At 47.9% G+C, this 22,645-nt stretch carries 21 protein-coding genes, 4 tRNA genes, 1 pseudogene and 1 riboswitch; of the genes and pseudogenes, 5 read left to right on the top strand and 21 right to left on the bottom strand.

The features are described from left to right. Window positions 1-7: 7 nt before the first annotated feature. From QMK20_RS06555 to QMK20_RS06530, 6 genes are all read right to left on the bottom strand, one after another. On the bottom strand, window positions 8-1,165 hold the full coding sequence (locus tag QMK20_RS06555) for a P-loop NTPase family protein (RefSeq protein WP_283655080.1): 1,158 nt from the start codon (window positions 1,163-1,165) through the stop codon (window positions 8-10). 546 nt (window positions 1,166-1,711) lie between these two features. After that, the gene (locus QMK20_RS06550) at window positions 1,712-4,039 is read right to left on the bottom strand and encodes a histidine kinase (RefSeq protein WP_283655079.1); all 2,328 of its coding nucleotides are present in this window, start codon (window positions 4,037-4,039) and stop codon (window positions 1,712-1,714) included. A 216-nt stretch (window positions 4,040-4,255) separates the two neighbouring features. Further along, window positions 4,256-5,143, bottom strand: coding sequence for a metal ABC transporter permease (locus QMK20_RS06545; protein WP_283655078.1), 888 nt, complete (start codon window positions 5,141-5,143; stop codon window positions 4,256-4,258). After that, window positions 5,140-6,069, bottom strand: a complete 930-nt coding sequence (locus QMK20_RS06540; RefSeq protein ID WP_283655077.1) for a metal ABC transporter permease — start codon at window positions 6,067-6,069, stop codon at window positions 5,140-5,142. Before QMK20_RS06540 ends, QMK20_RS06545 begins: the two co-directional genes overlap by 4 nt. Window positions 6,070-6,074: 5 nt before the next feature. Next, complete coding sequence (locus tag QMK20_RS06535; RefSeq protein ID WP_283655076.1) at window positions 6,075-6,839, bottom strand: metal ABC transporter ATP-binding protein; 765 nt, start codon at window positions 6,837-6,839, stop codon at window positions 6,075-6,077. A gap of 15 nt (window positions 6,840-6,854) precedes the next feature. Then, window positions 6,855-7,826, bottom strand: coding sequence for a metal ABC transporter solute-binding protein, Zn/Mn family (locus QMK20_RS06530; RefSeq protein ID WP_283655075.1), 972 nt, complete (start codon window positions 7,824-7,826; stop codon window positions 6,855-6,857). 236 nt (window positions 7,827-8,062) lie between these two features. Here QMK20_RS06530 and QMK20_RS06525 point away from each other — a divergent pair, with 236 nt between their 5' ends. Continuing rightward, window positions 8,063-8,872 (top strand): DUF3153 domain-containing protein, encoded by an 810-nt coding sequence (locus QMK20_RS06525; protein ID WP_283655074.1) that lies wholly within the window; start codon window positions 8,063-8,065, stop codon window positions 8,870-8,872. Between the two features lie 4 nt (window positions 8,873-8,876). On the opposite strand, the gene QMK20_RS06520 is transcribed toward QMK20_RS06525, so the two are convergent. The 3 genes from QMK20_RS06520 to QMK20_RS06510 form a co-directional block, all read right to left on the bottom strand. Beyond that, window positions 8,877-9,317 carry a thiol-disulfide oxidoreductase DCC family protein gene (locus tag QMK20_RS06520; protein WP_283655073.1) on the bottom strand — a complete coding sequence of 147 codons (441 nt, stop codon included), beginning with the start codon at window positions 9,315-9,317 and terminating at the stop codon, window positions 8,877-8,879. Window positions 9,318-9,440: 123 nt separating this feature from the next. Continuing rightward, on the bottom strand, window positions 9,441-9,767 hold the full coding sequence (locus QMK20_RS06515; RefSeq protein ID WP_137062016.1) for a hypothetical protein: 327 nt from the start codon (window positions 9,765-9,767) through the stop codon (window positions 9,441-9,443). A 124-nt stretch (window positions 9,768-9,891) separates the two neighbouring features. Beyond that, window positions 9,892-10,311, bottom strand: coding sequence for an organic hydroperoxide resistance protein (locus QMK20_RS06510; protein WP_283655072.1), 420 nt, complete (start codon window positions 10,309-10,311; stop codon window positions 9,892-9,894). Between the two features lie 290 nt (window positions 10,312-10,601). Between QMK20_RS06510 and QMK20_RS06505 the strand changes: the two genes are divergently transcribed. Next, the gene (locus QMK20_RS06505) at window positions 10,602-11,924 is read left to right on the top strand and encodes an Nramp family divalent metal transporter (RefSeq protein WP_283655071.1); all 1,323 of its coding nucleotides are present in this window, start codon (window positions 10,602-10,604) and stop codon (window positions 11,922-11,924) included. 97 nt (window positions 11,925-12,021) lie between these two features. Here the strand turns inward: QMK20_RS06505 and kdpC are convergent, their stop codons facing one another. The 5 genes and pseudogenes from kdpC to QMK20_RS06485 all read right to left on the bottom strand — a co-directional run bounded on the left by kdpC (window position 12,022) and on the right by QMK20_RS06485 (window position 17,401). Further along, window positions 12,022-12,747 carry a potassium-transporting ATPase subunit KdpC gene (gene kdpC, locus QMK20_RS06500; protein WP_283656220.1) on the bottom strand — a complete coding sequence of 242 codons (726 nt, stop codon included), beginning with the start codon at window positions 12,745-12,747 and terminating at the stop codon, window positions 12,022-12,024. 58 nt (window positions 12,748-12,805) lie between these two features. Further along, window positions 12,806-14,836: a potassium-transporting ATPase subunit KdpB gene (gene kdpB / locus QMK20_RS06495; RefSeq protein ID WP_283655070.1), complete on the bottom strand. Its 2,031-nt coding sequence runs from the start codon at window positions 14,834-14,836 to the stop codon at window positions 12,806-12,808. Window positions 14,837-14,888: 52 nt separating this feature from the next. Next, window positions 14,889-16,566 (bottom strand): annotated as a pseudogene (gene kdpA, locus QMK20_RS06490) (potassium-transporting ATPase subunit KdpA). A gap of 149 nt (window positions 16,567-16,715) precedes the next feature. After that, complete coding sequence (gene kdpF / locus QMK20_RS27565; protein WP_223264321.1) at window positions 16,716-16,790, bottom strand: K(+)-transporting ATPase subunit F; 75 nt, start codon at window positions 16,788-16,790, stop codon at window positions 16,716-16,718. A 215-nt stretch (window positions 16,791-17,005) separates the two neighbouring features. Further along, the gene (locus QMK20_RS06485) at window positions 17,006-17,401 is read right to left on the bottom strand and encodes a hypothetical protein (protein ID WP_283655069.1); all 396 of its coding nucleotides are present in this window, start codon (window positions 17,399-17,401) and stop codon (window positions 17,006-17,008) included. 115 nt (window positions 17,402-17,516) lie between these two features. Then, window positions 17,517-17,692: riboswitch (cyclic di-AMP (ydaO/yuaA leader) on the bottom strand. A gap of 467 nt (window positions 17,693-18,159) precedes the next feature. On the opposite strand from QMK20_RS06485, the gene QMK20_RS06480 reads away from it, so the two are divergent. Beyond that, entirely contained in the window at window positions 18,160-18,645 is a 486-nt protein-coding gene (locus tag QMK20_RS06480) for a glutathione peroxidase (RefSeq protein ID WP_283655068.1), read from the top strand. A gap of 152 nt (window positions 18,646-18,797) precedes the next feature. Here the strand turns inward: QMK20_RS06480 and QMK20_RS06475 are convergent. Further along, a tRNA-Leu gene (locus tag QMK20_RS06475) sits at window positions 18,798-18,880 on the bottom strand. A 262-nt stretch (window positions 18,881-19,142) separates the two neighbouring features. On the opposite strand from QMK20_RS06475, the gene QMK20_RS06470 reads away from it, so the two are divergent. Both QMK20_RS06470 and QMK20_RS06465 read left to right on the top strand, forming a co-directional pair. Further along, on the top strand, window positions 19,143-19,832 hold the full coding sequence (locus tag QMK20_RS06470; RefSeq protein WP_349361957.1) for an urease accessory protein UreF: 690 nt from the start codon (window positions 19,143-19,145) through the stop codon (window positions 19,830-19,832). 352 nt (window positions 19,833-20,184) lie between these two features. Next, on the top strand, window positions 20,185-20,406 hold the full coding sequence (locus QMK20_RS06465) for an XRE family transcriptional regulator (RefSeq protein ID WP_134910706.1): 222 nt from the start codon (window positions 20,185-20,187) through the stop codon (window positions 20,404-20,406). A gap of 127 nt (window positions 20,407-20,533) precedes the next feature. Here QMK20_RS06465 and QMK20_RS06460 read toward each other — a convergent pair whose 3' ends face one another. The 6 genes from QMK20_RS06460 to QMK20_RS06435 form a co-directional block, all read right to left on the bottom strand. Further along, window positions 20,534-20,917 (bottom strand): helix-turn-helix domain-containing protein, encoded by a 384-nt coding sequence (locus QMK20_RS06460; RefSeq protein ID WP_014280376.1) that lies wholly within the window; start codon window positions 20,915-20,917, stop codon window positions 20,534-20,536. A gap of 96 nt (window positions 20,918-21,013) precedes the next feature. After that, entirely contained in the window at window positions 21,014-21,388 is a 375-nt protein-coding gene (locus QMK20_RS06455; protein ID WP_283655066.1) for a helix-turn-helix domain-containing protein, read from the bottom strand. Between the two features lie 185 nt (window positions 21,389-21,573). Further along, entirely contained in the window at window positions 21,574-22,029 is a 456-nt protein-coding gene (locus tag QMK20_RS06450) for a MarR family winged helix-turn-helix transcriptional regulator (RefSeq protein ID WP_283655065.1), read from the bottom strand. 163 nt (window positions 22,030-22,192) lie between these two features. Beyond that, window positions 22,193-22,275 (bottom strand) — tRNA-Leu (locus tag QMK20_RS06445). A gap of 15 nt (window positions 22,276-22,290) precedes the next feature. After that, window positions 22,291-22,366: transfer RNA gene (locus tag QMK20_RS06440), tRNA-Lys, on the bottom strand. Between the two features lie 81 nt (window positions 22,367-22,447). Then, a tRNA-Glu gene (locus QMK20_RS06435) sits at window positions 22,448-22,519 on the bottom strand. Window positions 22,520-22,645: the final 126 nt, after the last annotated feature.

The raw sequence follows: 22,645 nt of genomic DNA, 5'->3' as shown, positions 1-22,645 counted from the left end.
GCCCCCTTTAAGACCAAGCAGCGGGCGGCTGTGTTACAGTCTCCACATTCAGCAGCTCGCGGCACAGCTGGCGAATTTCCCGCTGATAAATCGGCGAACTAAGCAGCAGCTCACGATGCTGCATCTGCTTCCATGAAGGAATGTAAGGCAGCGCCCCGTTCAGCTCCATAAAATCCCGAGGTAACGAGTTGACCATAGTTCCCATATAACGGTTCACCACAAAGCGGGTTTTGGTCAGCATGGCTTCAAGTCCTTCCGGCTGTGTGGCTTCCAGAACATCCAGCCATAGCCCGCACTTGTGCATGCTCATTAAATCGTCAGCCAGCAGCCAAATCAGCCTATGACTGGCTTTAAGCACAGCTTGAGCCCGGTCACTATTTTCAGACTCGCCATCTACAATTACGACATCATACTGTCCACTTTCGGCAATCGTCCGAATCAGCTCTACCGCTTCATCACAGGTCATGTCTATCAGTTCCTTGCGGTTATCGACAGGTTGAAAGGTGTCGGCCTGAATTTCAGAACGGCGCACACAATACGAAGCGACAGATAAGGGATTTCCGTTATGTCCCATCGCCTTGAGATCATAAAGCAGTCTGGACAGCCCCTCTCCTTCTCCTTCACTAGAACTGCCGGAACCTGTGAATAACGAACTTGAATCCACCGTTTCCAAATTCAAATAAAAAACCGAATACCCCTCATTTCCCAGCTGCTTGGATATATTGAGTGCGGCCGTTGTCTTGCCCAGCCCGCCGGAGGCTGCAACCATGCCAATAATCATTCCGCCTTCCCGGCTGTTTAAGCTCTGCTGCCCACTTGTCCGCTGTCTCACCGTTTCCAAAATAAAGCCCACCAGTTCAGACAAGGGCTGATATTTTAATAAAGGTTGTCCGTATTCGCTCACCTGTTCTCCCTCATGTAGCACCAGACAAGGAATATCAGAAGCTTCCCGATCTGTCCACAGACTCAAAAAAGCGGCTTCACCCACCACAACATCCGGCTTTTTCATTCCAGCCGTTTCCATCATGTATTGGCGAAATGCCTCCGGCTGCGAAAATGCCGTTACTCTCAGCCTTCTGGCGTACTCGCTTCCGTGTACATAATTCAGCAGTGGCTCGATATAATCCCGACTACCTACAGCCAGAACCACTTTTACCGGAATCATGACGCTCATCCCCTCCCCCAAAACAACAACGCAAAAAAGCACCGTTCATCAAACCGTACATACATACGGTTGGTGAACGGTGCTTCCGTCACGTGCAATCTATTTACTGGTAGAATAGCACAGCGCCTATTTTAGAGCAAGCATTTTTTATGTTAGAATTTCTTCACAATCCTTATGTAGCAAAAGGCGGGCATTCAAGCCCGCCTCCATTGCCTTAATCTTAGAAGAATTTGTGGTGACAACGGTGACAGTCATGGTGACGATGATGACGATGTTTCCGGTGGTGATGGTGATGGCCTTTCAGCACGCCACATTCCACATGAGTGAAATGACGACGTTTAACTTTAGGTTCAAATTTAATTGTAGTCACCGTTGTTTTGAAAATCTTCTTAAAGAAACGTTTTCTTGGCTTAGGAAAATGACAATGACGCGGACGATGTTTAAACATATTCGAATTCGCCTCCAATTCTTTGAGATAGAATATACTATGGAAGCACTGAACAACCGGAAACCAGCATCTGACTATTTATAAAAGGATTAGGCGATTCAATCCTCTTCCTCCAACTTGATGTCCGGGTCATAGTCCGCCACGATCAGAACATCCATATGACGCGCTTGACGGAGAATTTGCGGGACGACCGCATCCATTCCCCAACGACTGCTTCTGGAGGACTGCCCCACAATTAACTGCGTACCCGTATATCCTTCCACCGGAGCAATCAATATGTCAGCAATCTCTCTCCGACTGGAAACAAGCCGGATTTCGAAGGTTCCTCCCAGACGGTGGGTTAGCATTTTCAACTGTTCCAGCCGGGAGTTTAGCTTCTCCGGTATGCTTATACCGACATGAACATAGGTCACGATCCATACCGCCTTCAAACGAAAAGCAATACGAAAGCCGCGTCGAATCAGCCTTTCGGCATTGTTACTAAGCGTCACTCCTACGAAGATTACTTCCTCTCTACGCCACGGCCCTCTAAGCGATTCGTGTCGATCCCAGGATTCCAACCGTTCATCTACGTCATCTGCCAATTCCCGCAGAGCAAGCTCCCGCAAGGCAATCAGATTGCCTAATTTAAAAAAGTGGCTAAGCGCCTGCTCCACCTTGACAGGATCGTATATTTTGCCATCACGCATACGCTGTTGCAACGATTTGGGAGCCACATCAATGAGCTGCACCTCATCGGCCAGCCGCATCATATGGTCGGGAACAGTCTCCCTCACCCGAATCCCGGTAATCTGCTCAACCGCGTCATTCAGGCTCTCCAGATGCTGTACATTCATTGTGGAAATGACAGAAATCCCTTGTTCCAAAATCATCAGCACATCCTCATAACGCTTGGATCTTGAACTGCCGGGAACATTGGTATGCGCCAGTTCGTCAATTAGGACCACCTCGGGATTGCGCCTGAGAATCGCTTCAGTGTCCATTTCCTCCAAATGTACGCCATGCCGCTCCATAGTCTGACGAGGAACGGTATCCAGCAAGCCTACTTGTGCCAGCGTTTCCGTCCTTCCATGCGTTTCCAGTAGTCCGATAACAACATCAATCCCGCTTGTCAGCAGATCATTTCCCTCTCTGAGCATCGTGTACGTCTTGCCGACACCGGGAGCAGCACCAATATATACCTTGAGCCTGCCGCGCCGGATTTTGGCAGCCTCAGCCTGCGCTTCTTCATCGCTCAGACGATGATACGGATCATTGTCTCCTTCCTCCTGCCTCATCGTCGGCAAAATACGTTCGCCCTCCTGCTCAGCGCGGTCGGCAATAAGCAGCAGATCCATATTTTTCATTCGCTTAAAGATTCCGTTCACCAGCGAGCCTCTAACCAGTTCCTGCCACCGGGTCTGCCGGGAATGTCCCATAACGATCCGGGTAACATTGCGCGCCACCGCATAATGGATAAGCTGCCGAGGCAATCTTCTGCGGGAAATGAGCGGGATTTCTTCAAATTCCGACCCTACCTTGTCAACCAGTTGCTCAATCGAGCGCTTGAAGGCCGCCGATTCCTTGGACAGCTTGCGCTTCGGATCGACAAAGGAGGCCACCAGCATATCTCCACCCAGCCGCTTGGCGACCTGCTCTCCCCTGCGTACATATATGGACCCGTTCCAGTGATACTGGACAGGCACCAAAATACGCTCTGCGGCTCCTGACGCCCCGTGCAGACCCAATTCCTCCCGGTGCCGTTCCAGTGAATCGTTCACATCCTCCGCCACCAATCGCAGAGCCAGCTCACGCAGCTTACCCAGATTCCCCCGATGAAACATCTCAGGATTGGGCGCATGCATGTACCCTTTCGCCAGCCGTTCCAAAATCGTTTCGGGTGTGACATCAATCAGACGAATTTCATCCGCCAGCTCCAGCGTATCGATAGGAACTGTATATTCCGCTTCTATTCCTGTTAGCTGATAAACCCACTCCGTAATTCCTTCCAGCTCATAGACATTGACCGTCGTAATGACACTAATCCCCAGCTCCAGCAGATATTGAATATCCTCCAGCCGGGTTGGAAATGGGGCGCCTTCCCGGTTGCGATGTGCCAAATGATCCACCAGCACCACCTCGGGATTGCGTTCCTCCAGTGCTTTTAGATTTAAATCCTTCTGCTCTATCCCATCCTGAACCCAATGGATACTGGGTATCCGCTCCAGCGTGCCCACCTGCTCCACCGTCTCGCGCCGCTGCATGGTCGACACTGCACAAATCACAACGTCGATACCTTCATGCTGAAGCGATTGTCCTTCCTGAAGCATATGATACGTTTTGCCCGATCCACTGACCGCTCCAATGTATATTTTGAGTCTGCCTCGATGCAGTTTATTAATGGAATCCAATATTTCCTCTGGTGATTTACGTTTAAAACTCTCCATCTTTGTGCCTCCCTGCAACGTGACAGATCGTTCCGTCCGTTCTTGTATCGCTGTAATGAATGTACTCCCGTGTCCCCAACAATTCAAGACGATCCGCTCCAGCTTGCGCCAAATAAGTCACACAGGGCAGCATACGCGCAAAAAAACGCGCATTCAGGCATTTTCTACCTGTCTGCACGCTATTTTAGGCACTCATAGATGATCGCTTTCTGCGAATTACTTGCTGTCTTCACGAACCAGTCCTCGTTGCTGGAACAGCTTTTGCCACACCACCCCATGGGACGGGGAAAAGAGAAAGGCCAACAGCAACAGCAAACCCGATACACACAGCATACATGCGGCAATAGAGGCATCCAGTACACTTGCTATGTAAAAGCCTGCTACCGAACTGATCGCCCCCAACCCGACGCTGTACACAATCATACGGGATAACTTCTCCGTCAGCAGATAAGCCGTAAGAGGCGGTACCACGAGCATTCCGACCACCAGAATCGCACCCACGCTCTCAAACGATGCCACCGTCGTAAGCGAGACGAGACTCATCAGCAGATAGTGAAAAAAAACAACCGGAATACCTATCGAAGCCGCCAGCGCAGGATCGAAAGAAGTGATTTTAAATTGTTTGAAAAATACTCCTACCACGAGCAAATTAATCAAAAACATCGCACCCGTAATCCAAAGCGCTCTCGGACCGACATCTACGCCGGCAATCTCCAATGTATTCCACGGCACATATGCAATCTCACCATATAGCACGTGATCCATATCCAGATGGACATTGGAAGCAAACACACTAACCAGCAGAACACCTATGGCAAACAGTGTCGTAAACACCACACCAATGGCGGCGTCACTTTGCAGACCACTTTGTTGGAACAGCTGAATCAGATACACCGTAAGGAGTCCCAATACCGCTGCACCAAACATCATCCACACCGAATCCCTGGACCCGCTGATCAAAAAGGCAATGACAATCCCTGGCAACACGGCATGGCTGATGGCATCACCAATCATGGCCATTTTTCGTAGCACGAGAAAACAGCCGACAATGCTGCATCCCCCTGCCACTAACATTCCAGTCAAGATCACATAAAATGTACTCACAGGGCATGCTCCTTTCCTGGCTGTGTTGCAGCTGCCAGCTCCAGATTCTTTTTGGCGTTCAACCGAACGATAGCCTTGGAAATCAATCCACGCTGCGGTGCAAAAACCAGACTCACCCCGAACACGACAGTCGCACACAGCACACACAACGGCCCTGTGGGCAGATTTTGTCCCAGAGAACTAATAATTGTTCCACCGAAGCCCGCTATAGCACCAAACAAACCCGACAGACACACCATGACCCCCAGCTTCTCCGTCCAGTATCTTGCAGACACCGCGGGTGTAATTAACAAGGCCGCCATCATAATGACACCCACCGCCTGAATACCGGCAACCACCGCAATAACAATCAGCAGCATCAACAGCTTATCCAGCAAGCCTGCCGGAAAACCAAGTCCACGGGCAAAGCCGGGATCAAAGCTAAGCAGCTTAAATTCCTTGAAGAACAATATACAGATCCCGATCAGTACCACCGAAATGGCCGCCATCGTGTAAACATCAGACAATACCATCGCCGCTGCCTGACCGAACAGAAATTTATCCAGCCCGCTCTGATTCCCCGCCCCGCTGTGCTGGATTTCCGTCAAGAGCATAATGCCAAAGCCGAAAAATACAGACAGCACGGCCGCAATCGCCGAATCGCTTTTGATTCGTGAGTATCGGGTCAGCGCACTGATGGCAAAGGTTGCAACAATACCTGCAATGGCGGCCCCGATCATAAATCCAAATACGGATTTTGTGCCCGTAATCATAAACGCTACACATACCCCCGGCAAAGCCGCATGTGCCAAAGCATCCCCCATGAGCGACTGCTTGCGCAAATACATAAAGCTGCCAATCACGCCGCTGCTTAAACCGAGCAAGATGCAGCCCAGTAAAATCCACTGCATATTCGGATCGGCCAAAAGCGTAGCCAAGCTTGTCATACCGCTCACCTCACTCCGAGTATCGATCCGGAATCCGGACCTGTTTTGAGTATGCTCAGACGTCCGCCATACGTACGTTGCAGATTTTCCTCGGTGAAAATATCTGCCGTCTCTCCGAACCCCATCAGATGCCCGTTTAGCAGCATGACCTGATCAAAATAATCTGTGACCGTAGACAAATCATGATGAACGACAAGTACGGTTTTTCCTTGCCGCTTCAGATCTGTGAGCAATGAAATAATGGCTTTTTCTGTTGCAGCGTCCACACCTACAAACGGTTCATCCATAAAATAAAGCTGAGCGTCCTGCGCAAGTGCTCTGGCTAGAAAAACACGCTGCTGCTGCCCGCCGGATAACTGACTGATCTGCCTGTCCGCATAGTCGCTCATGCCTACCTTGTCCAGACTTTCCAGCGCAGCCTGACGATCAGCGGCTCCCGGCCGCTTGAACCAACCAAGTCTGCCATATCGTCCCATCATGACCACATCCAGCGCATTCGTTGGAAAATCCCAATCTACCGACTCACGTTGCGGCACATAACCAACCTTGAGCAACTGCTGTTTATAAGGCTTGCCGTAAACCAACACCTCGCCCCTGAGCTTTGGTATTAGTCCCAGCGCAGCCTTGATCAGCGTGGACTTCCCAGCCCCGTTCGGACCGATAATACCAATCAGCTTGCCTTCTGGCACCTCGAAGGAAACGTCAAGCAGAACGGGCTTTTTTTGATAAGCTACAGATAAATCACGAACCACAAGCGGTGAATGCCTCATGTGTTGCCTCCTCCTTTAATTAAGAGCTTTAACAATCGTATTGACGTTATGCTTGACCATTCCAATATACGTACCGTCTTCCGTGCCCTCTTCACCCATGGCATCCGAGTACAACTCGCCACCAACCTTGATCGTATGACCCTGCTGAGCCGCTCCCTGAATGACCGCATCTATGGCCTTTCTCGGAACGCTGGATTCTACGAATATGGCCTTGATTTTATGTTCAACCAAATAATCACGCAGCTTGGTCACATCCTGAGAGCCCGCTTCTGATTCTGTACTCATTCCTTGAAGCCCTTTCACTTGAATGTCGTATGCATCTCCGAAATAGCCAAAAGCATCATGGGCCGTGACGAGCACGCGCTGGGCTTCCGGTATGCTGGCAATCTGCTCCCGCGTGTAATCATCCAGCTTCCGCAGCTCAGCGAGATAGGCTTCTGCATTCGCCTTATAATCCTCCGCATGAGCAGCATCAAGCGCAGACAATTCATCTCTGACGGTTTCTACCGCAGACATCCAGTTTTGTACGTTAAACCAGATATGCGGATCATGCTCCGACCCCATTTCCGGGCTACCTGAGCGCAACTGATCCTGAGCAATATTTTTGGATACAGGTACGACAGGTTTTTGCTTGCCGATCTTCTCCAAAATGTCCTGCATTTTTCCTTCCAGATGCAACCCGTTATAAAAAATAATATCTGCCTGATCCAGTTTGCGCATATCTCCCTGAGAAGCCTTGTACAAATGCGGGTCAACGCCTGATCTCATAATGCCTGTGACCTCCACATGATTACCGCCTACCTTGCCGACAATATCAGAAATCATGCCAATAGTAGCTGTGGCCTTTATTTTTTGCCCCGCCTCCCCGGCAGCTCCCTGCTCCGCCTTCTTACCATTAGTGCATGCACTTGCTGCAACTAAAATCAGGAACAATGTTCCTGCAATCAAAGCCCAACGCGGTACAGCCGCCTTAAACCGTTTATTCATGTTTCAATATCCTCCTCTATTTATATGCATTCAGGACAAACTATTTCGTGTTATCAATTGTTTTTTACTAATACTATTTTTTAGAGTATACACTAAAATGTTTCCCTAGGTAAACATATTAAATATAAAAATCTATTTATACTGTCAGCTCGTTCGATTTTAGCTCTCCGAATGTGTAATATATAGAAGATATCCAATCGTTAAATGAAAGAACATATATAAAGAAGGTGAAGATCATGGAGCAAACAGAATACGACCCTTACCGGGACAAGCATCAACAAAATCAAACACGGAAAATGCTGCCCATTTTTGTGTTGCTGTGCTGTCTGATCCCTCTCACTTCCTGTGCACGTGGGGATGTCCATGTAGACGTTCATCTGGATCAGAGCGTGGATATGGATGCTTCGTTCAGTGTAAACAATCAGACGCTGTTGATGCTGAATAATCCCGGGCTACTGGACCGCTTGGCCAAGCGGATTCAAGGCAACAGTCTAAATGTTAAGCCACTATCTGAGCAGGGAAGAAAGGGTTATCAAATCAAGGGGCACTATCAAGGAGATTGGAGTACAAGCGGAAAAAATCCCATTCTGGGTTTAAATCTACCTGAGGGATTAGAATTTAAAAGCGCTGTGACTCAACATTTTTTCACAACGAATGTTGATCTTACAATGAAGCTCGATCTGCCACGAATGCTTCCTGAAGAAGCTCGGGGACTGAGTGACAAATTGGAGCAAATGAATGTGTTCGCACGCAAAATACTGGAGCGGCAGCTTGATCTTAATTTTAGCCTATCCTTACCGATCCAGCCCGCTGCGAGCAATGCCGACAGTGTATCGGCAGACGGGAAAACGCTACGTTGGGATATTGCCCCATTAGAGCCTAATGAGCTAAAGCTATCCGTCAACGTACCCAATGTGCGTCATATTATATATGTAGCCGTTGCGGGCCTGATCCTCATTACGGCAATTGTGATATGGCTAATCCGTCGTCATCGCTCCAAAAAGGGCGCTAATAAGGAAGCTGCTCCTCCGAAACCTGAATCCTGAACAGTTAAAAAAATCGTTGCCTCATTTCTGGTGGGGGGATCTGACATTGATCCTCCTCATCCTTGCCAAACCAGCGGTATCGGTTACGTGCCACCCAGCTATAGACTGCATTGCGTATAAAGCGGGGGACGAGGATGAAGACATAGGCCAGCGGATATGGAAAACGAAGACGTCTGGCAATCCGCAGAGCTGCGGTTGACCTCGTGTAATACATACCGCCTTCAATTAGTACGAACGTATCCAGCTTATCCGTTGACAATCCTCCTGCACGCAATAGCTTTTGTCCCTGCTCGGATTGCAAGGAACCAAAATGAAACCTCCCCTTCGGGTCACGCTTAATAATGAAGCGGGCCGCCCCCTGACAAAAATGGCATACACCATCCACCAACACAATTGAATAATCTTGCTGAGAAGGATTTCGATAAGCATCGTCAGATTGCTTCATAAATGCATTTCACCTCCAGGAAATAAACAACAGAATATAATCAGCAATATAGTATAAACAAAAAAACGCCGAAATCATCCGACGCTTGTTTAACAATGTATAGGCTTTTACCTGTTTTGAGAACTAGCTCAATGCTTTCTCAAACAGCTGTTTCGATTTAATTTGCTCTAAAAACTCATCATGGAACTTATCCATACACTTGCAGATAAAATCCTTATGACATACCGGGCAAGGCGTCGTTAGCAATCGACTGATATTCGTCAAGATCCACTCCGGATTACGTTGAGAAAAAACGCGGCACTCCGTTCCATCGGCCAAACTCATTTTAAACTCATAAAGCCCTTCTTTTTCGTTGCTGCCAGCCAGCGTGAAATTAACAATATTCGGTCTGTAAGACATCATATCACCCGTATTTTTCAAATTTGTTTCGTACCTGATGACCAGAATCACCTAAGCCATCTTAATGAATTTTGGCGATGATGTCAAATGGTCGCGGATCTCGGCGAATCAAGGTCTATATGCAAAAGCCGCCGATCAATCAGCGGCTGGAACGTAGAGATGATGTGTTTCGTGATCAAATGACGTTCAGCTCAACGTCAATGTTGCCGCGAGTCGCTTTGGAGTATGGACAAAAATCATGCGCCTGACGTGCCAAATCTTCGGCTTGGGGACGCTCAACACCCGGTATTTTCACGTCCAGACGCACCGCTAATTGGAAGCCGCCGTCGCTCGGGTCCTTGCCGATGGACACGTGGCTGGTGACCTCAACATTGTCTACCTTTACCTTGGCTTTGCGGGCTACATTAGCCAATGCGCTCTCATAACATGCACCATAGCCTGCCGCAAACAATTGCTCCGGATTCGTTGCCTCTCCACCTGCGCCACCCAATTCCTTCGGCGTACTGAGCTTATGCTTCAAAACTCCGTCCGAGGAAGCGACAGAGCCGTCTCTTCCACCATGTACCGTTGCTGATGCTGTGTATAATGCTTCCATGATTTCATCTCTCCTTCTTTTATGTTTTACATTCTGCTGGCTGGGATTATCGTCATATTAATGATGATTTCCTTCTCGTATGTACTTTAAACGAACCACACAAAATGAATCATTTGAAATATGAATGAAGGGAAAGCTTGATTTTTTCATTATATCTATAAAATAAGATTAATTTGCTTGACCACACAAAAGTTGCACTAGACAAAAACTATTGTGGGTGTACAATAGGGATAAGGCAATCATTATGTCACTAATAATATATTTCAACATGAATAAAGAAGGTGAAGCGTATGAGAAATACAAAAGGTAACTTGGCGGAAATCGCTTCACTAGCGGAAGTGAATCGTTCCTTGAACGTCCCGAAGAACGGCACGTGGTTTCGGAAATTCCTAGCCTTTGCCGGACCCGGCTATATGGTCGCTGTCGGCTATATGGACCCCGGCAACTGGGCTACAGACATTGCGGGCGGATCGCAATTTGGCTATACACTGCTCAGTGTCATTCTGATCTCTAATCTGATGGCCATCTTGCTGCAGGCCTTATCCGGCAAGCTCGGCATTGCCACAGGTAAAGATTTGGCTCAAATGTGCCGTGAAGCCTACAGTCACCCGGTCGCGATCGGCTTATGGCTTTTATGCGAAATCGCTATTGCAGCCATGGATTTGGCCGAGGTCATCGGTTCAGCCATTGCACTCAAGCTGCTGTTCGGCATACCCCTATTGTACGGTGTCCTGATTACTGCATTCGATGTCATGCTCATTTTATTGCTGCAAAACAAAGGTTTTCGTGCTTTGGAAACGCTGGTCATTGTACTGATGGTGACGATTGCCGGCTGCTTTGGCATCAATCTCATTTTGGCCCAACCGGAATGGAGCGGCGTGTTAGGTGGCTTTGTGCCGGACTCGCAAATCTTGACCAACCCAAGCATGCTGTATATCGCCATTGGTATTATGGGTGCTACCGTGATGCCCCATAACCTGTACCTGCATTCGTCCATCGTACAAACTCGTAAATTCGAGCAGACGTCAGCAGGCAAACGGGAGGCTATCAAATTCGCGACATGGGATTCGAGTATAGCACTCATGTTCGCCCTGTTTATCAATGCCGCCATTCTGATCGTGGCCGCAGCCGTGTTCCATACAGCAGGAAAAACCGATGTGGCGGAAATCAGCGATGCTTTCTATCTGCTGTCGCCATTGCTCGGAACCACACTCGCGAGTATCCTGTTCGGGGTGGCGCTGCTCGCTTCCGGTCAGAATTCAACCGTAACCGGTACCTTAGCCGGGCAAATCGTCATGGAGGGCTTTCTCAGCCTTCGTCTCGCGCCTTGGCTGCGCCGTCTGGTGACCCGACTCATTGCTATCATTCCAGCGGTAATCGTCACAGCTATCGCGGGTGAAAAAGGGGCCGAAGAGCTGCTGGTACTAAGTCAGGTTATTCTGTCCATCCAGCTTCCCTTTGCCATCATCCCATTGCTGATCTTCACCAGCGACAAAAAGCGTATGGGTGAGTTTGCGAACAAAACATGGCAAAAAGTATTAACCTGGATCGTGACCGCCGTCATCATTGTTTTGAATGTGGTGCTTATCATTCAAACCATTTCAGGTCATTGAGAGATAAGCAACACTTTAAAATCAAGAAAAAGGTATCTCACTAGCCCAAATGGCTGCGGGATACCTTTTTTTGATCGCTCTATTCCAACCTCTAGACTTACCGCTTGGCAGGCTGGGCCCGCGTTTGGGCTTCAAGCGCGAGGTTCAGCTTGAGCACGTTCACACGTGGCTCACCAAACACTCCGGCACTGCGTCCTTCGGTCTGCTCCTGCACCAGTGCCTTCAGCTTATCCTGCGCAATACCGGTCAAGCCGCTAATACGCGGGATCTGAACCTGTGCCGCCTGCGGCGAGATATGCGGGTCCAGACCAGAGCCGGAGTTCGTAATCAGGTCCACCGGAACCTGACTGATCGGTACATCCGGGTTATTTTTCTGCCAATCCGCTATGGAATCCTTGACCCGCTGTATCAAGGCCGGATTGGACGGTGCGTAGTTACTGGAGCCTGAACCGGCCCCATTATAATCTATGCTCGATACCCGCCCCTGAAAAAACGCCGGATTGGCAAAGGACTGCCCGATCAGCTCGGAGCCGACTACCTGACCCTCGGCATTACGAAGCATACTGCCATTCGCCTGCTGCGGAAACAATACCTGTGCCACGCCCGTGCTAACCAGCGGATAAGCGAGGCCGCACAGGAGGATCATCAGCACCGAGGTACGCAAGGCTACTCCTATAATGGTGCCTCCCCGCATCTCTTCTCTCTCCGACTGTCCATTCGGCACAGCCCCCTCTGGACGCTTGTTATTCCCCTGCCGGGCAGACCCGGCTTTTTCGTGGGCAGCAAATCTGCGTCCAGACATCATCCGATAAAAGCCACTCATATTGCTCACCCTTTCCGCTTCCATTCAGTATCCAAGATGCACACCTTCACAGGCTGCGTTAAATCCACAAATGCACTAGCAAATCAATGGCTTTAATGCCAACAAACGGCACCACCATACCGCCCAAACCGTAAATCAGCAAATTCCGTCCCAGCAGGCGATCCGAGCTCATGGGCTTATACTTCACGCCCTTCATGGCCAGCGGGATCAGAAGCGGAATAATAACAGCATTAAAGATCAGCGCCGACAAAATAGCGGACAACGGAGAGCCAAGCCCCATTACGTTCAATGCGCTCATTTGCGGAATCGCCAGCATGAACATCGCCGGAATAATGGCAAAATATTTGGCAACATCGTTCGCGATACTGAATGTCGTCAAAGCACCGCGTGTCATGAGTAACTGCTTTCCGATAGCGACCACCTCAATAATTTTGGACGGATCGGAATCCAGGTCCACCATATTGGCGGCTTCCTTGGCTGCGACCGTGCCACTATTCATGGCAAGCCCAACGTCAGCCTGCGCCAGCGCAGGAGCATCATTCGTACCGTCCCCGGTCATGGCAACCAGCTTTCCCAGCTCCTGCTCACGACGAATAACCGCGATCTTATCCTCTGGCTTGCTTTCAGCCACAAAATCATCCACACCCGCTTCCCGCGCAATCGTCGCAGCAGTCAGCGGATTATCCCCTGTACACATGATCGTACGGATACCCATTTCCCGGAGCTGATCGAACCGCTCCTTCATGCCCGGCTTCACCGTGTCCTTCAAATAAATAATGCCATACATCTGATCATCCAGCGCGACAGCCAGCGGCGTACCTCCTTCAGAGGCCACCTGATTCGCCTTTTCCTCCAGATCGGCTGGGACGCTGCCGTTTTGCGATAGTACCCACTGCCGGACAGAGTCCACCGCGCCCTTACGTACCTTTCGTCCATCGGCCAGATCCAGACCACTCATCCGGGTTTCCGCCTTGAACTCGATAAAGGTCCCTCCTGCTGCCAAGGATTCATCCAGTGTGTACTCCTGCTTGCGCATCAACTCCAGAACTGAGCGCCCCTCGGGCGTCTCATCCTTCATCGAGCTCATCGCAGCCCACTTTACTAACTTTGTTTCCTCTACGCCCCCTACAGGCACGAATTGGCTCGCCATCCGGTTACCGAAGGTAATTGTACCCGTTTTGTCCAGAATCATTGTATTGATGTCTCCAGATGCTTCTACCGCCTTGCCTGACATCGCCAGCACGTTAAACTGCGTGACCCGGTCCATACCGGCAATCCCGATGGCTGACAGCAGTCCTCCAATCGTCGTCGGAATCAGACAGACCAGTAACGAGATAAGTATGGGAACAGGCAGATCGATGTTAAAATGACGAGCAATCGGTGCTAGTGTCACTACCACGATCAGAAAAATAATCGTTAGGCTGATCAGCAGGGTATTCAGCGCAATCTCGTTCGGCGTCTTTTGCCGCTGTGCGCCTTCCACGAGCGAAATCATTTTATCAATGAACGTCTCACCCGGTTCTGTCGTAATCCGGACCTTAATCCGGTCACTAACCACACGCGTCCCGCCGGTTACCGAGCAAAAATCACCACCCGATTCCTTGATCACCGGAGCCGATTCTCCCGTAATCGCCGATTCATCCACTGAGGCAAGACCTTCAATAACCTCACCATCGCTCGGAATCATCTCGCCCTGGGACACCATCACAATGTCACCTTTCCGCAGCTCGGTTGAGCTGACCACCTGAATCTCATCCCCGACAAGCTTGTTAGCTTGTGTGTCCTGCTTGGATTTTTTCAAAGAGGCAGCTTGTGCTTTACCCCGACCCTCTGCGAGCGCTTCAGCAAAGTTAGCAAAGAGCAACGTGAACAACAGGATGATAAAAACAGCCAGGTTAAAGCCCATTTCATTACCCGTTCCAAAATAACCGGGAAACAGCAGCATCAGCAACACAACCAAAGTGCCGATCTCCACGACGAACATGACAGGATTTTTCATCATGATCATCGGATTTAATTTCATAAAGCTATCCTTGATCGCATGCTTCAAGATGCTTTTATCCAGCATGCGTTTGCGTTGTTCCTTCATGATCAAGCACCCCGTTCATCCATTCTCAATTTCTTCTTCATGTTCATCTTCTTCACATGGTCAAAAATTCAGCCACAGGCCCCAATACGATGACGGGCAAGAAGGTCAACGCACCAATCAGCAGCACAACCCCGATCAGAATCGCCCCAAACAGCTTGTTGTCCGTACGAAGTGTGCCTGTCGTCACTGGAGTCGGTGCTTTGGCATTCAATGAAGCTGCTACAGCTAACAGTGCAACAATCGATACATATCGTCCGAAGAACATAACGATACCCGTTGTCGCGTTCCAGAATACGTTGTTATCCGCAAGCCCCTCAAATCCCGAACCGTTATTAGCCGCAGATGACGCATATTCATATAACACCTGAGTCAACCCGTGATATCCGGGGTTTGTGACCGCATCGTATCCCCAATGACTCATAAAAGCGAGCGCAGTCGGCACCAAAATGAGAAACGGATGTACCAAAATGGCAATTGCGATCAGCTTCATTTCCTTGCCTTCAATCTTCCTGCCCATAAATTCCGGGGTCCTGCCGACCATCAATCCACATATAAATACACCCAGAATCGCGTACATCAGCATATTCATCAGCCCGACACCCTTACCGCCGAAAATGACGTTCAGCATCATTTCACCCAAAGCAGCCATACCGCCCAGCGGGGTCAGTGTATCGTGCATATTATTGACCGAACCTGTCGTAGCCGCCGTCGTTACCGCCGTGAACAGTGCCGATTGTCCGATGCCGAAGCGGACCTCTTTCCCTTCCATGCTTCCCTGAGAAGCATCCACCCCCAGTGCCTGAATCAGCGGATTACCCGTTTTCTCTGACACGTACGTAATAGATAGGAATACGAGAAACAGTACCATCATGGAGCTAAAAATAATCCACCCCTGCTTGCGATTACGAGCGAACAGCCCAAAGGTATACGGCAGAGAAGCTGGCATCACCCACATCGCCAAAATTTCCAGCACATTCGTCCAGGGACTTGGATTTTCAAAAGGATGCGCCGAGTTGGCCCCATCGAAACCGCCCCCCGTTCGTCCCCAAGTGCTTGATCGATTCCATCGAAGCAACGGGTCCCAAGGCAATCTGTTGCTGTGTTCCACTCATCGTCGTGATATCCGCCGTAGGCTGAAGCGTCTGCGGTACTTTCAGTCCGACCAGCACCAGCGTAAGCACAAAGGCCAACGGAAGAAAAATCCGTATAATTGCTTTGATAAAATCCTGAAAAAAGTTGCCCATTCCTTCACCGCGCCGCGTCAATCCTCTCATAAAAGCCGCAGCAACCGCAAAACCGGAAGCAGCCGAAGTAAACATCATCATCGTAACGAACGCCATCTGCGTCATATACGTAAGTCCACTTTCTCCGCTGTAATGCTGGAGATTCGTATTGGTCATAAAGCTGATCACTGTATTAAAAGCCAGTGACGCTTCCATATTGTCGTTTCCAGCCGGATTACCGGGGAGCAGTCCCTGCAAGCGCAGTAGCACATAGCTGATCGCCACAAGCACGACATTCGTAGCGATAAAGCTCATCACATACGTGGTCCAACGCATGCTCTCCAGCTTTTTCAATCCTATAACCTTGTAAATCAGCTTCTCCGTCCCGCCAAACACTCGGTCCGTCCGATTCGGTTCATTTGAGAATACATGATACATATAGGTGCCCACTGGTTTCACCAAGAGCAGCAATATCACAATCACAATTCCAATTTGCAGCAGCTCCATCATCTATTCCCTCCTCCAAAATGCTCCTGCGTTTGGAATAACAGACGGGTTCGTAGCACCAGGCGTTGCACACGTTTGCGAAAGCCCGCTGCCTCTGATGCTTCATCCATGATCTGCTGTTCCCCGCCCGCTTGATCCTGTTTAGCTGATTAGAACTTTTCAGGATTCAGGAGTGCGTAGATTAAATACACAAACACAATAGCCGTAAGCGTAAGCACAACCATCATCCTTTTCGCCCTCCTTTGGAGGTCTGTGCATCACACCAGCGTACAAACAGCAGTATCACTCCATAACTCGCAGCCATCACGAGCAGCATGTATATATCCATCATGTTCATACCCTCCCGTATCTGTCCTCAGATCGTTATTCTTACACCCTCGTAAAATCAACATACAATTACTTTGAAAATTTTAATTTATATTAGCCATATCGTAAGCGACTATCCGTTCAGCAGGAAACCCACCTCTCCATTCAAAGTGTAGATCACATGGTCCGCTCCCAAACCTCGATAAATCCCTTGAGGATTACAGCCGTGTGTAATGACATAGATCGAATCTGATGTCAGCGGCCGGCATATTTGCAGAAAACGGCACGTCAGATTCAAGCTGTTCTCGAACAAATACACGCAGCCAATTTCTTTTTTGGGAAAATTCCATTTCCCCGCTTGCATCGTATTGATGCGCACAATATGCTCCACACCCATTTTTTTGAGCTGTCGTTCCTCCTGAGCGCTATTCGTAAGAACCGCAAACGCCAGTTTTTTGAACATAAGCAATTTCACAAAATTTCTGCCCGTTTCATTCGGTGCAGTGACAATGATTAGCCGACCTTCCATCAGTAGCTCCTCTCCCGGTATAAAAAGACAACAAAAAGAAGCCAAAGGAAAAAGGCTTTCCTCCGGCTTCTTACGTAACCATGATAAAATAAACCATGGCTGCACACGGCGGTTTGTTGCCTCTCCCTGTACGCTTACGAGGTTAGCTGTCGGATTCGGACGTGAGAGTCGCCCTATTTCTGACACTTGGCCAGAAAATTCACCCCTTGAGACACTCGGCCCTTTAAAAGCCGCATAGATCTCGTTTGGTTCCCCCGCTTTTGCAACTGCAAAATTCAGCGCTATAGACAATTCGTTGCTGCTTCATTCACTTAATTTGAAATTACGTCTTGAATCATACACCCGCGCAAGGAACACTGTAAAGCTCACCTGCGGGGTTATAAATCGGTCTTTGGAGCATAAAAGATTAATAATAGCGCTTACAACACAAATATCCTTCTCCCAGCTCCTTCAATCTCGGTTTTTCATCCCTTTTCGAAAATGAAGAGGCATGTCAATATTGGCGTATGGGGAGCATTTTTTGTCCTTTTTTTGTAAAAGAGAAAGGAAAAGTGCTGTATGTACCTGATAAACGCCGATTGAACCTGTTTTTACCATGAGAAACACCGCTATTTGCCCCATTTGCAGTGCCATTTGCCGTTTTGGACAAAATACGATTTTACAGCAGCAGACGGCGCATTACATCTATTTATAGACTTGCAACTCTTCGTTAAATTGCTTACAATTTAATTGTAGAATATCAAATTAGGAGGAAAACCATGACCGTTTATGAACATGATGCACAAACCCTGCAAGGGAAAGAAATTCCGTTGTCCACATACGAAGGAAAAGTACTGCTCATCGTGAATACAGCCAGCAAATGCGGGCTAACCCCCCAATACAAGGCGCTACAAGAGCTATATGACCAATACCATGAGCGGGGTCTTGAAATCTTAGGGTTTCCCAGCAACCAGTTTGCCAAGCAAGAGCCGGGTTCCAGCGAGGAAATTTCGGAGTTTTGCCAGATCAACTATGGAGTTACATTTCCGATGTTTGCCAAAATAGATGTCAATGGCGATCAGGCGCACCCTTTATTCCGCTACCTCACCCAAACAGCTCCGGGCGTATTAGGCTCCAAAGCAATCAAATGGAATTTTACTAAATTTTTGATTACACGCGAAGGTAACGTATTTAAGCGCTATGCCCCACAGACAACTCCGGATAAATTGGCGGGGGATATCGAGAAGCTCTTGCAACAAAGCTGACAGGTCCATCCCTGTTCACAAGCAGCCAATCCAAACGGCTGCTCCTGTGGCTAGGAAAAAGGGATATTTTAGTTCGGCTTATATAACAAAAAAAGCAGCCAATCACGTCAAAAACGTGTCAGGATGCTTTTTTAACTGTGTCTTGCATGTAATGCGGTCGAGAGGACTCGAACCTCCACGGGCGTACGCCCACTACCCCCTCAAGATAGCGTGTCTGCCATTCCACCACGACCGCAAATTCTAATGTTTTGAGGCAACAGATTTATTATACTCCCTTGCATTCTATTTGTAAACATAAATACAATAATTATTTTTATGTCAAATAATCTAACATATAAAAGCTATAAAAATATTTAATTTGACATATCAACACTATGAGTGTAAATATATATTACATAATATCTCTAAATTTTTTCTGAATTCATTTTTAAAGTCATTTAATATAACATAAACATTCTACTCCAAGGAGGCGAACCGCATTGCACAAAGGCAATCGTTTGCTGAACTACGCATTGCTGTTGGACCCTTCCCTGCCTGTCGGTGGCTTCACTCGTTCCTACGGGCTGGAGGAGCTGTTTCGCAATGGCCGCTTAACCTGTTTACAAGACCTGGAACACTATGCACGCACTGATCTGCTTCCTCAGTTCACATCCCTCGATGGCATGGCTATCAAAAGCCTTTATATTGCCGTTCAGCAAAATGATGGTTGGCGTATCGCCCTCATTGATAAAATGCTGCACGCCCAGCGCTCTTCCCTACAACACGTGAAAGAGTCACGCCTATCCGGCCAACGCCTGCTTAAGCTCGCCAAAGCCTTGTACCCTTGGCTTGAATTCGACCAACTCGAAGCTACACTCATCCAATACAATGCGATTGGTACACTTGCAACCGTTCATAGTTGGATTAACGTTTCCCTTGGAAATGATGTAGAGCAGACCATTCACGGCTACCTTGCCGCAGCAGTGTCCTTCTGTGTCGAAGATGCTTCCAAGCTGCTTAATCCCCCTTATGAGGAAAAGAATCCTGTTATTCAGCGAATGACCAACGAGCTTCTAACCGCATGGAAACAATTCAACACCCCAGAGTCTGAGCCAACCGCATTTCAGCGTGGCCTTCTGCATAGGCATTGGTCCAGCTCCTACATTGCTCAGCCACCCTATATGAGCAGCAACCACCAGCGCGGGTGAAATTCACTGATTCCTTTGTCCGGCCCCATTATACGCCTACAGCATCCCCCTGATGCCTGTTTTCACCAATCCAGTACCAACGACAAAAGCACTCCCACCACTTTTTCCAGTGGCAGAGTGCTCTTTTTATCCAGAATACAACTGCAATTTCGCACAATTAACAGGCTCCAGATGGATTATCCAGACATCCATCACTTAATTAAGTTATATTTTTATCTGAATTACGTATTTTAGATTGTAAAAACACGTATAAACGTGTATCATAGTTTTAGATGGTTAATTCTAACATGTTTACTGATGATTATTATAACACACCAATTATTCCGCAAGAATCCGTAAGGGGCGATTTCACTTGAACAACAAAATGCCTGTCACCTCCTTAGGGTGGGCCATCAAACAAAGGCTTGTCGAACTTCGGCTGGATCAGAAAACATTTTGTGAAACGCATAACATCCCGCCTTCACGCTTGTCCAATCTGATTCACGGCACCCGCAAAGCACAAAGGTACAGAAAACAAGTTGCTGCAATCCTCAACATCGACGATAACGATTATAAGGAGGCATCACCACTCTGAAACCAACGATGTGAGCGTCCCCCAAGCATGCGGCACGCTATAACATCGGCAACCCAAATAAACTCGTCAATCGAACCCGTCGGTCCGTTTTACGGGTTTTCAACCTGAGTGATCTTTAGCGAGAAGATCATTCAGGCTGTGTTTTGTCATTCTCACCTTTTTGCTTACGATATTTCGCAAATTCCACATATTCTAATATGAAATTCTGTTCTTCTGTATCCAGATCCTCTGCCTGGCAATTCAATGGCCCCATCACTCCAAAAAAATAAGCAGCCTTCTGCTCCTGAAGTACACCCTCACCCGGTTTGACGCCTTTCATTAACCAATCCAGCGATACATTAAAAAAGTCCGAAATCTGGATTAAATGCATCGTTCCCGGCGTTGTTTTACCTCTTCTCCAGTCTCCAAGATTACCCGAGCTGATTTTGAGCTTTTCACAAAACGCCTTCTTCGTCATTCCCCGATCCTTAATCAAGGCTTCAATTCGCTGATAAATCGTTTGGTCTCCCAAAATTATCCCCTCCGACACCCTAACTTTTTCTTGAACTATTCCCAAAATTTCAACCATACTTATTCGGTTATCATTACTTTAATATTCCGCACCCGATTATTCCGTAGTGGAACCTTCCTGCCTTTTCTCTTTACGAAAGCGGGTAAATTCAATATACTCAAGTATAAAATCCTTTTCCACCTCGCTAAGCGATTCCCCCTGGCAATCCAGTTGCCCTGAAACTCCAAAAAAATAAGGGTCTCTCGACTCCCTCAGCGCCTCACCCTGCACATTGCGCCCCAACATGATCCAATCCAGACTGGCATTAAAAAACGAAGCGATTTCAATGAGCTTATTCGTGCCTGGCGTCGTTTTTCCTCTTTTCCAGTCCCCAAAGTTCCCTGTACTAATACCCAACTGCTCGCAGAACGCTTTTTTTGTCATTCCACGTTCCTTGATAAGTTCTTCAATACGTTGGTAAATAGATTGCATAGAAGTTCCTTCCTCCCCAGCAGACTCTCAAATAACCATATCATGTCCCCTGTTCCCATTTCAAAGATCACGTGTGCCAAAATTGCCGAATTATGTATGTTGGCTTTCATTATACCACAATATGCAACAAAAACCGCCTATTTTCCGAAGAAAATGGCGGCCCTCAGTCAGCTCGTGTACACCCATTACAAATTATAGTTGTCAATTTTAAGTAGAATCTGCTTCAATTCGTTCAAAGTTTCACTCAAGTGTGATAAATCTTCTTCTGGCAGAAGCACCAGTCTCTCTTGAATTTTATTGGAAAAGGTATGAAATACCTGTTCACAAAAAGCATCGCCTTCTTCTGTAATCGCCACGTTCACGACTCTGCGATCCGAGTCACACGACTGGCGGTCAGCCAACCCAAGCTCCACCAGCTTGTCCAGCAGAGGAGTCATGTTCGGGCGTGAGACATTAAGTAGTTTGGACAAATCAGATACCGTAGACAAACGCACTTCTCGCAGCAACAGTAATGCCTGAAAGTTATTAGGCGACAAATGTAATGGGAAATCGAGCGGACCGTAGGTGAAAAATTTCTTCTTCACCATTGGAAACAAGCCCAAAATATTTTCTGATATATTCCCTAACAGTTGAGTGTCCATATTTTTCACCATCACTTCATCAGTTTATACTTATCATTCTATAACATTATGGCTTTATATTATACTATGGAATCATTATTTCTTCATAATAATTACTTTATTACATTACTGCACAAACAAAAAAAAGCCTCTACTACCAGAGACTTTTCCGTTTATTCATTGATGCGGTCGAGAGGACTCGAACCTCCACGAGCATACGCTCACTACCCCCTCAAGATAGCGTGTCTGCCATTCCACCACGACCGCATAATAAAATATAAATGGTGAGCCATGAAGGACTCGAACCTTCGACACCCTGATTAAAAGTCAGGTGCTCTACCAACTGAGCTAATGGCTCATGCTGTTCATCCAAGATGTCCGCCATCAGACTTCAGGAATTTCCCTTAAGCATATAACATGTAGTCCATAAAGACAACAATGACCCGTAGGGGAATCGAACCCCTGTTACCTCCGTGAAAGGGAGGTGTCTTAACCGCTTGACCAACGGGCCGCATTTTTAAACACCAACTTGGCGACAAGAAAGAGTATATCAAATAGAAGAATGAATGGCAATACTTATTTAAAAAAATTTAAAACAAGTAGTTTACCGAAAATTAAACCGCATTTTCACTTACGT

It is taken from the genome of Paenibacillus sp. RC334, from assembly GCF_030034735.1.
In the GTDB taxonomy this organism is placed as follows: domain Bacteria; phylum Bacillota; class Bacilli; order Paenibacillales; family Paenibacillaceae; genus Paenibacillus; species Paenibacillus terrae_A.
This window is presented reverse-complemented; position numbering and strand designations above follow the sequence as displayed.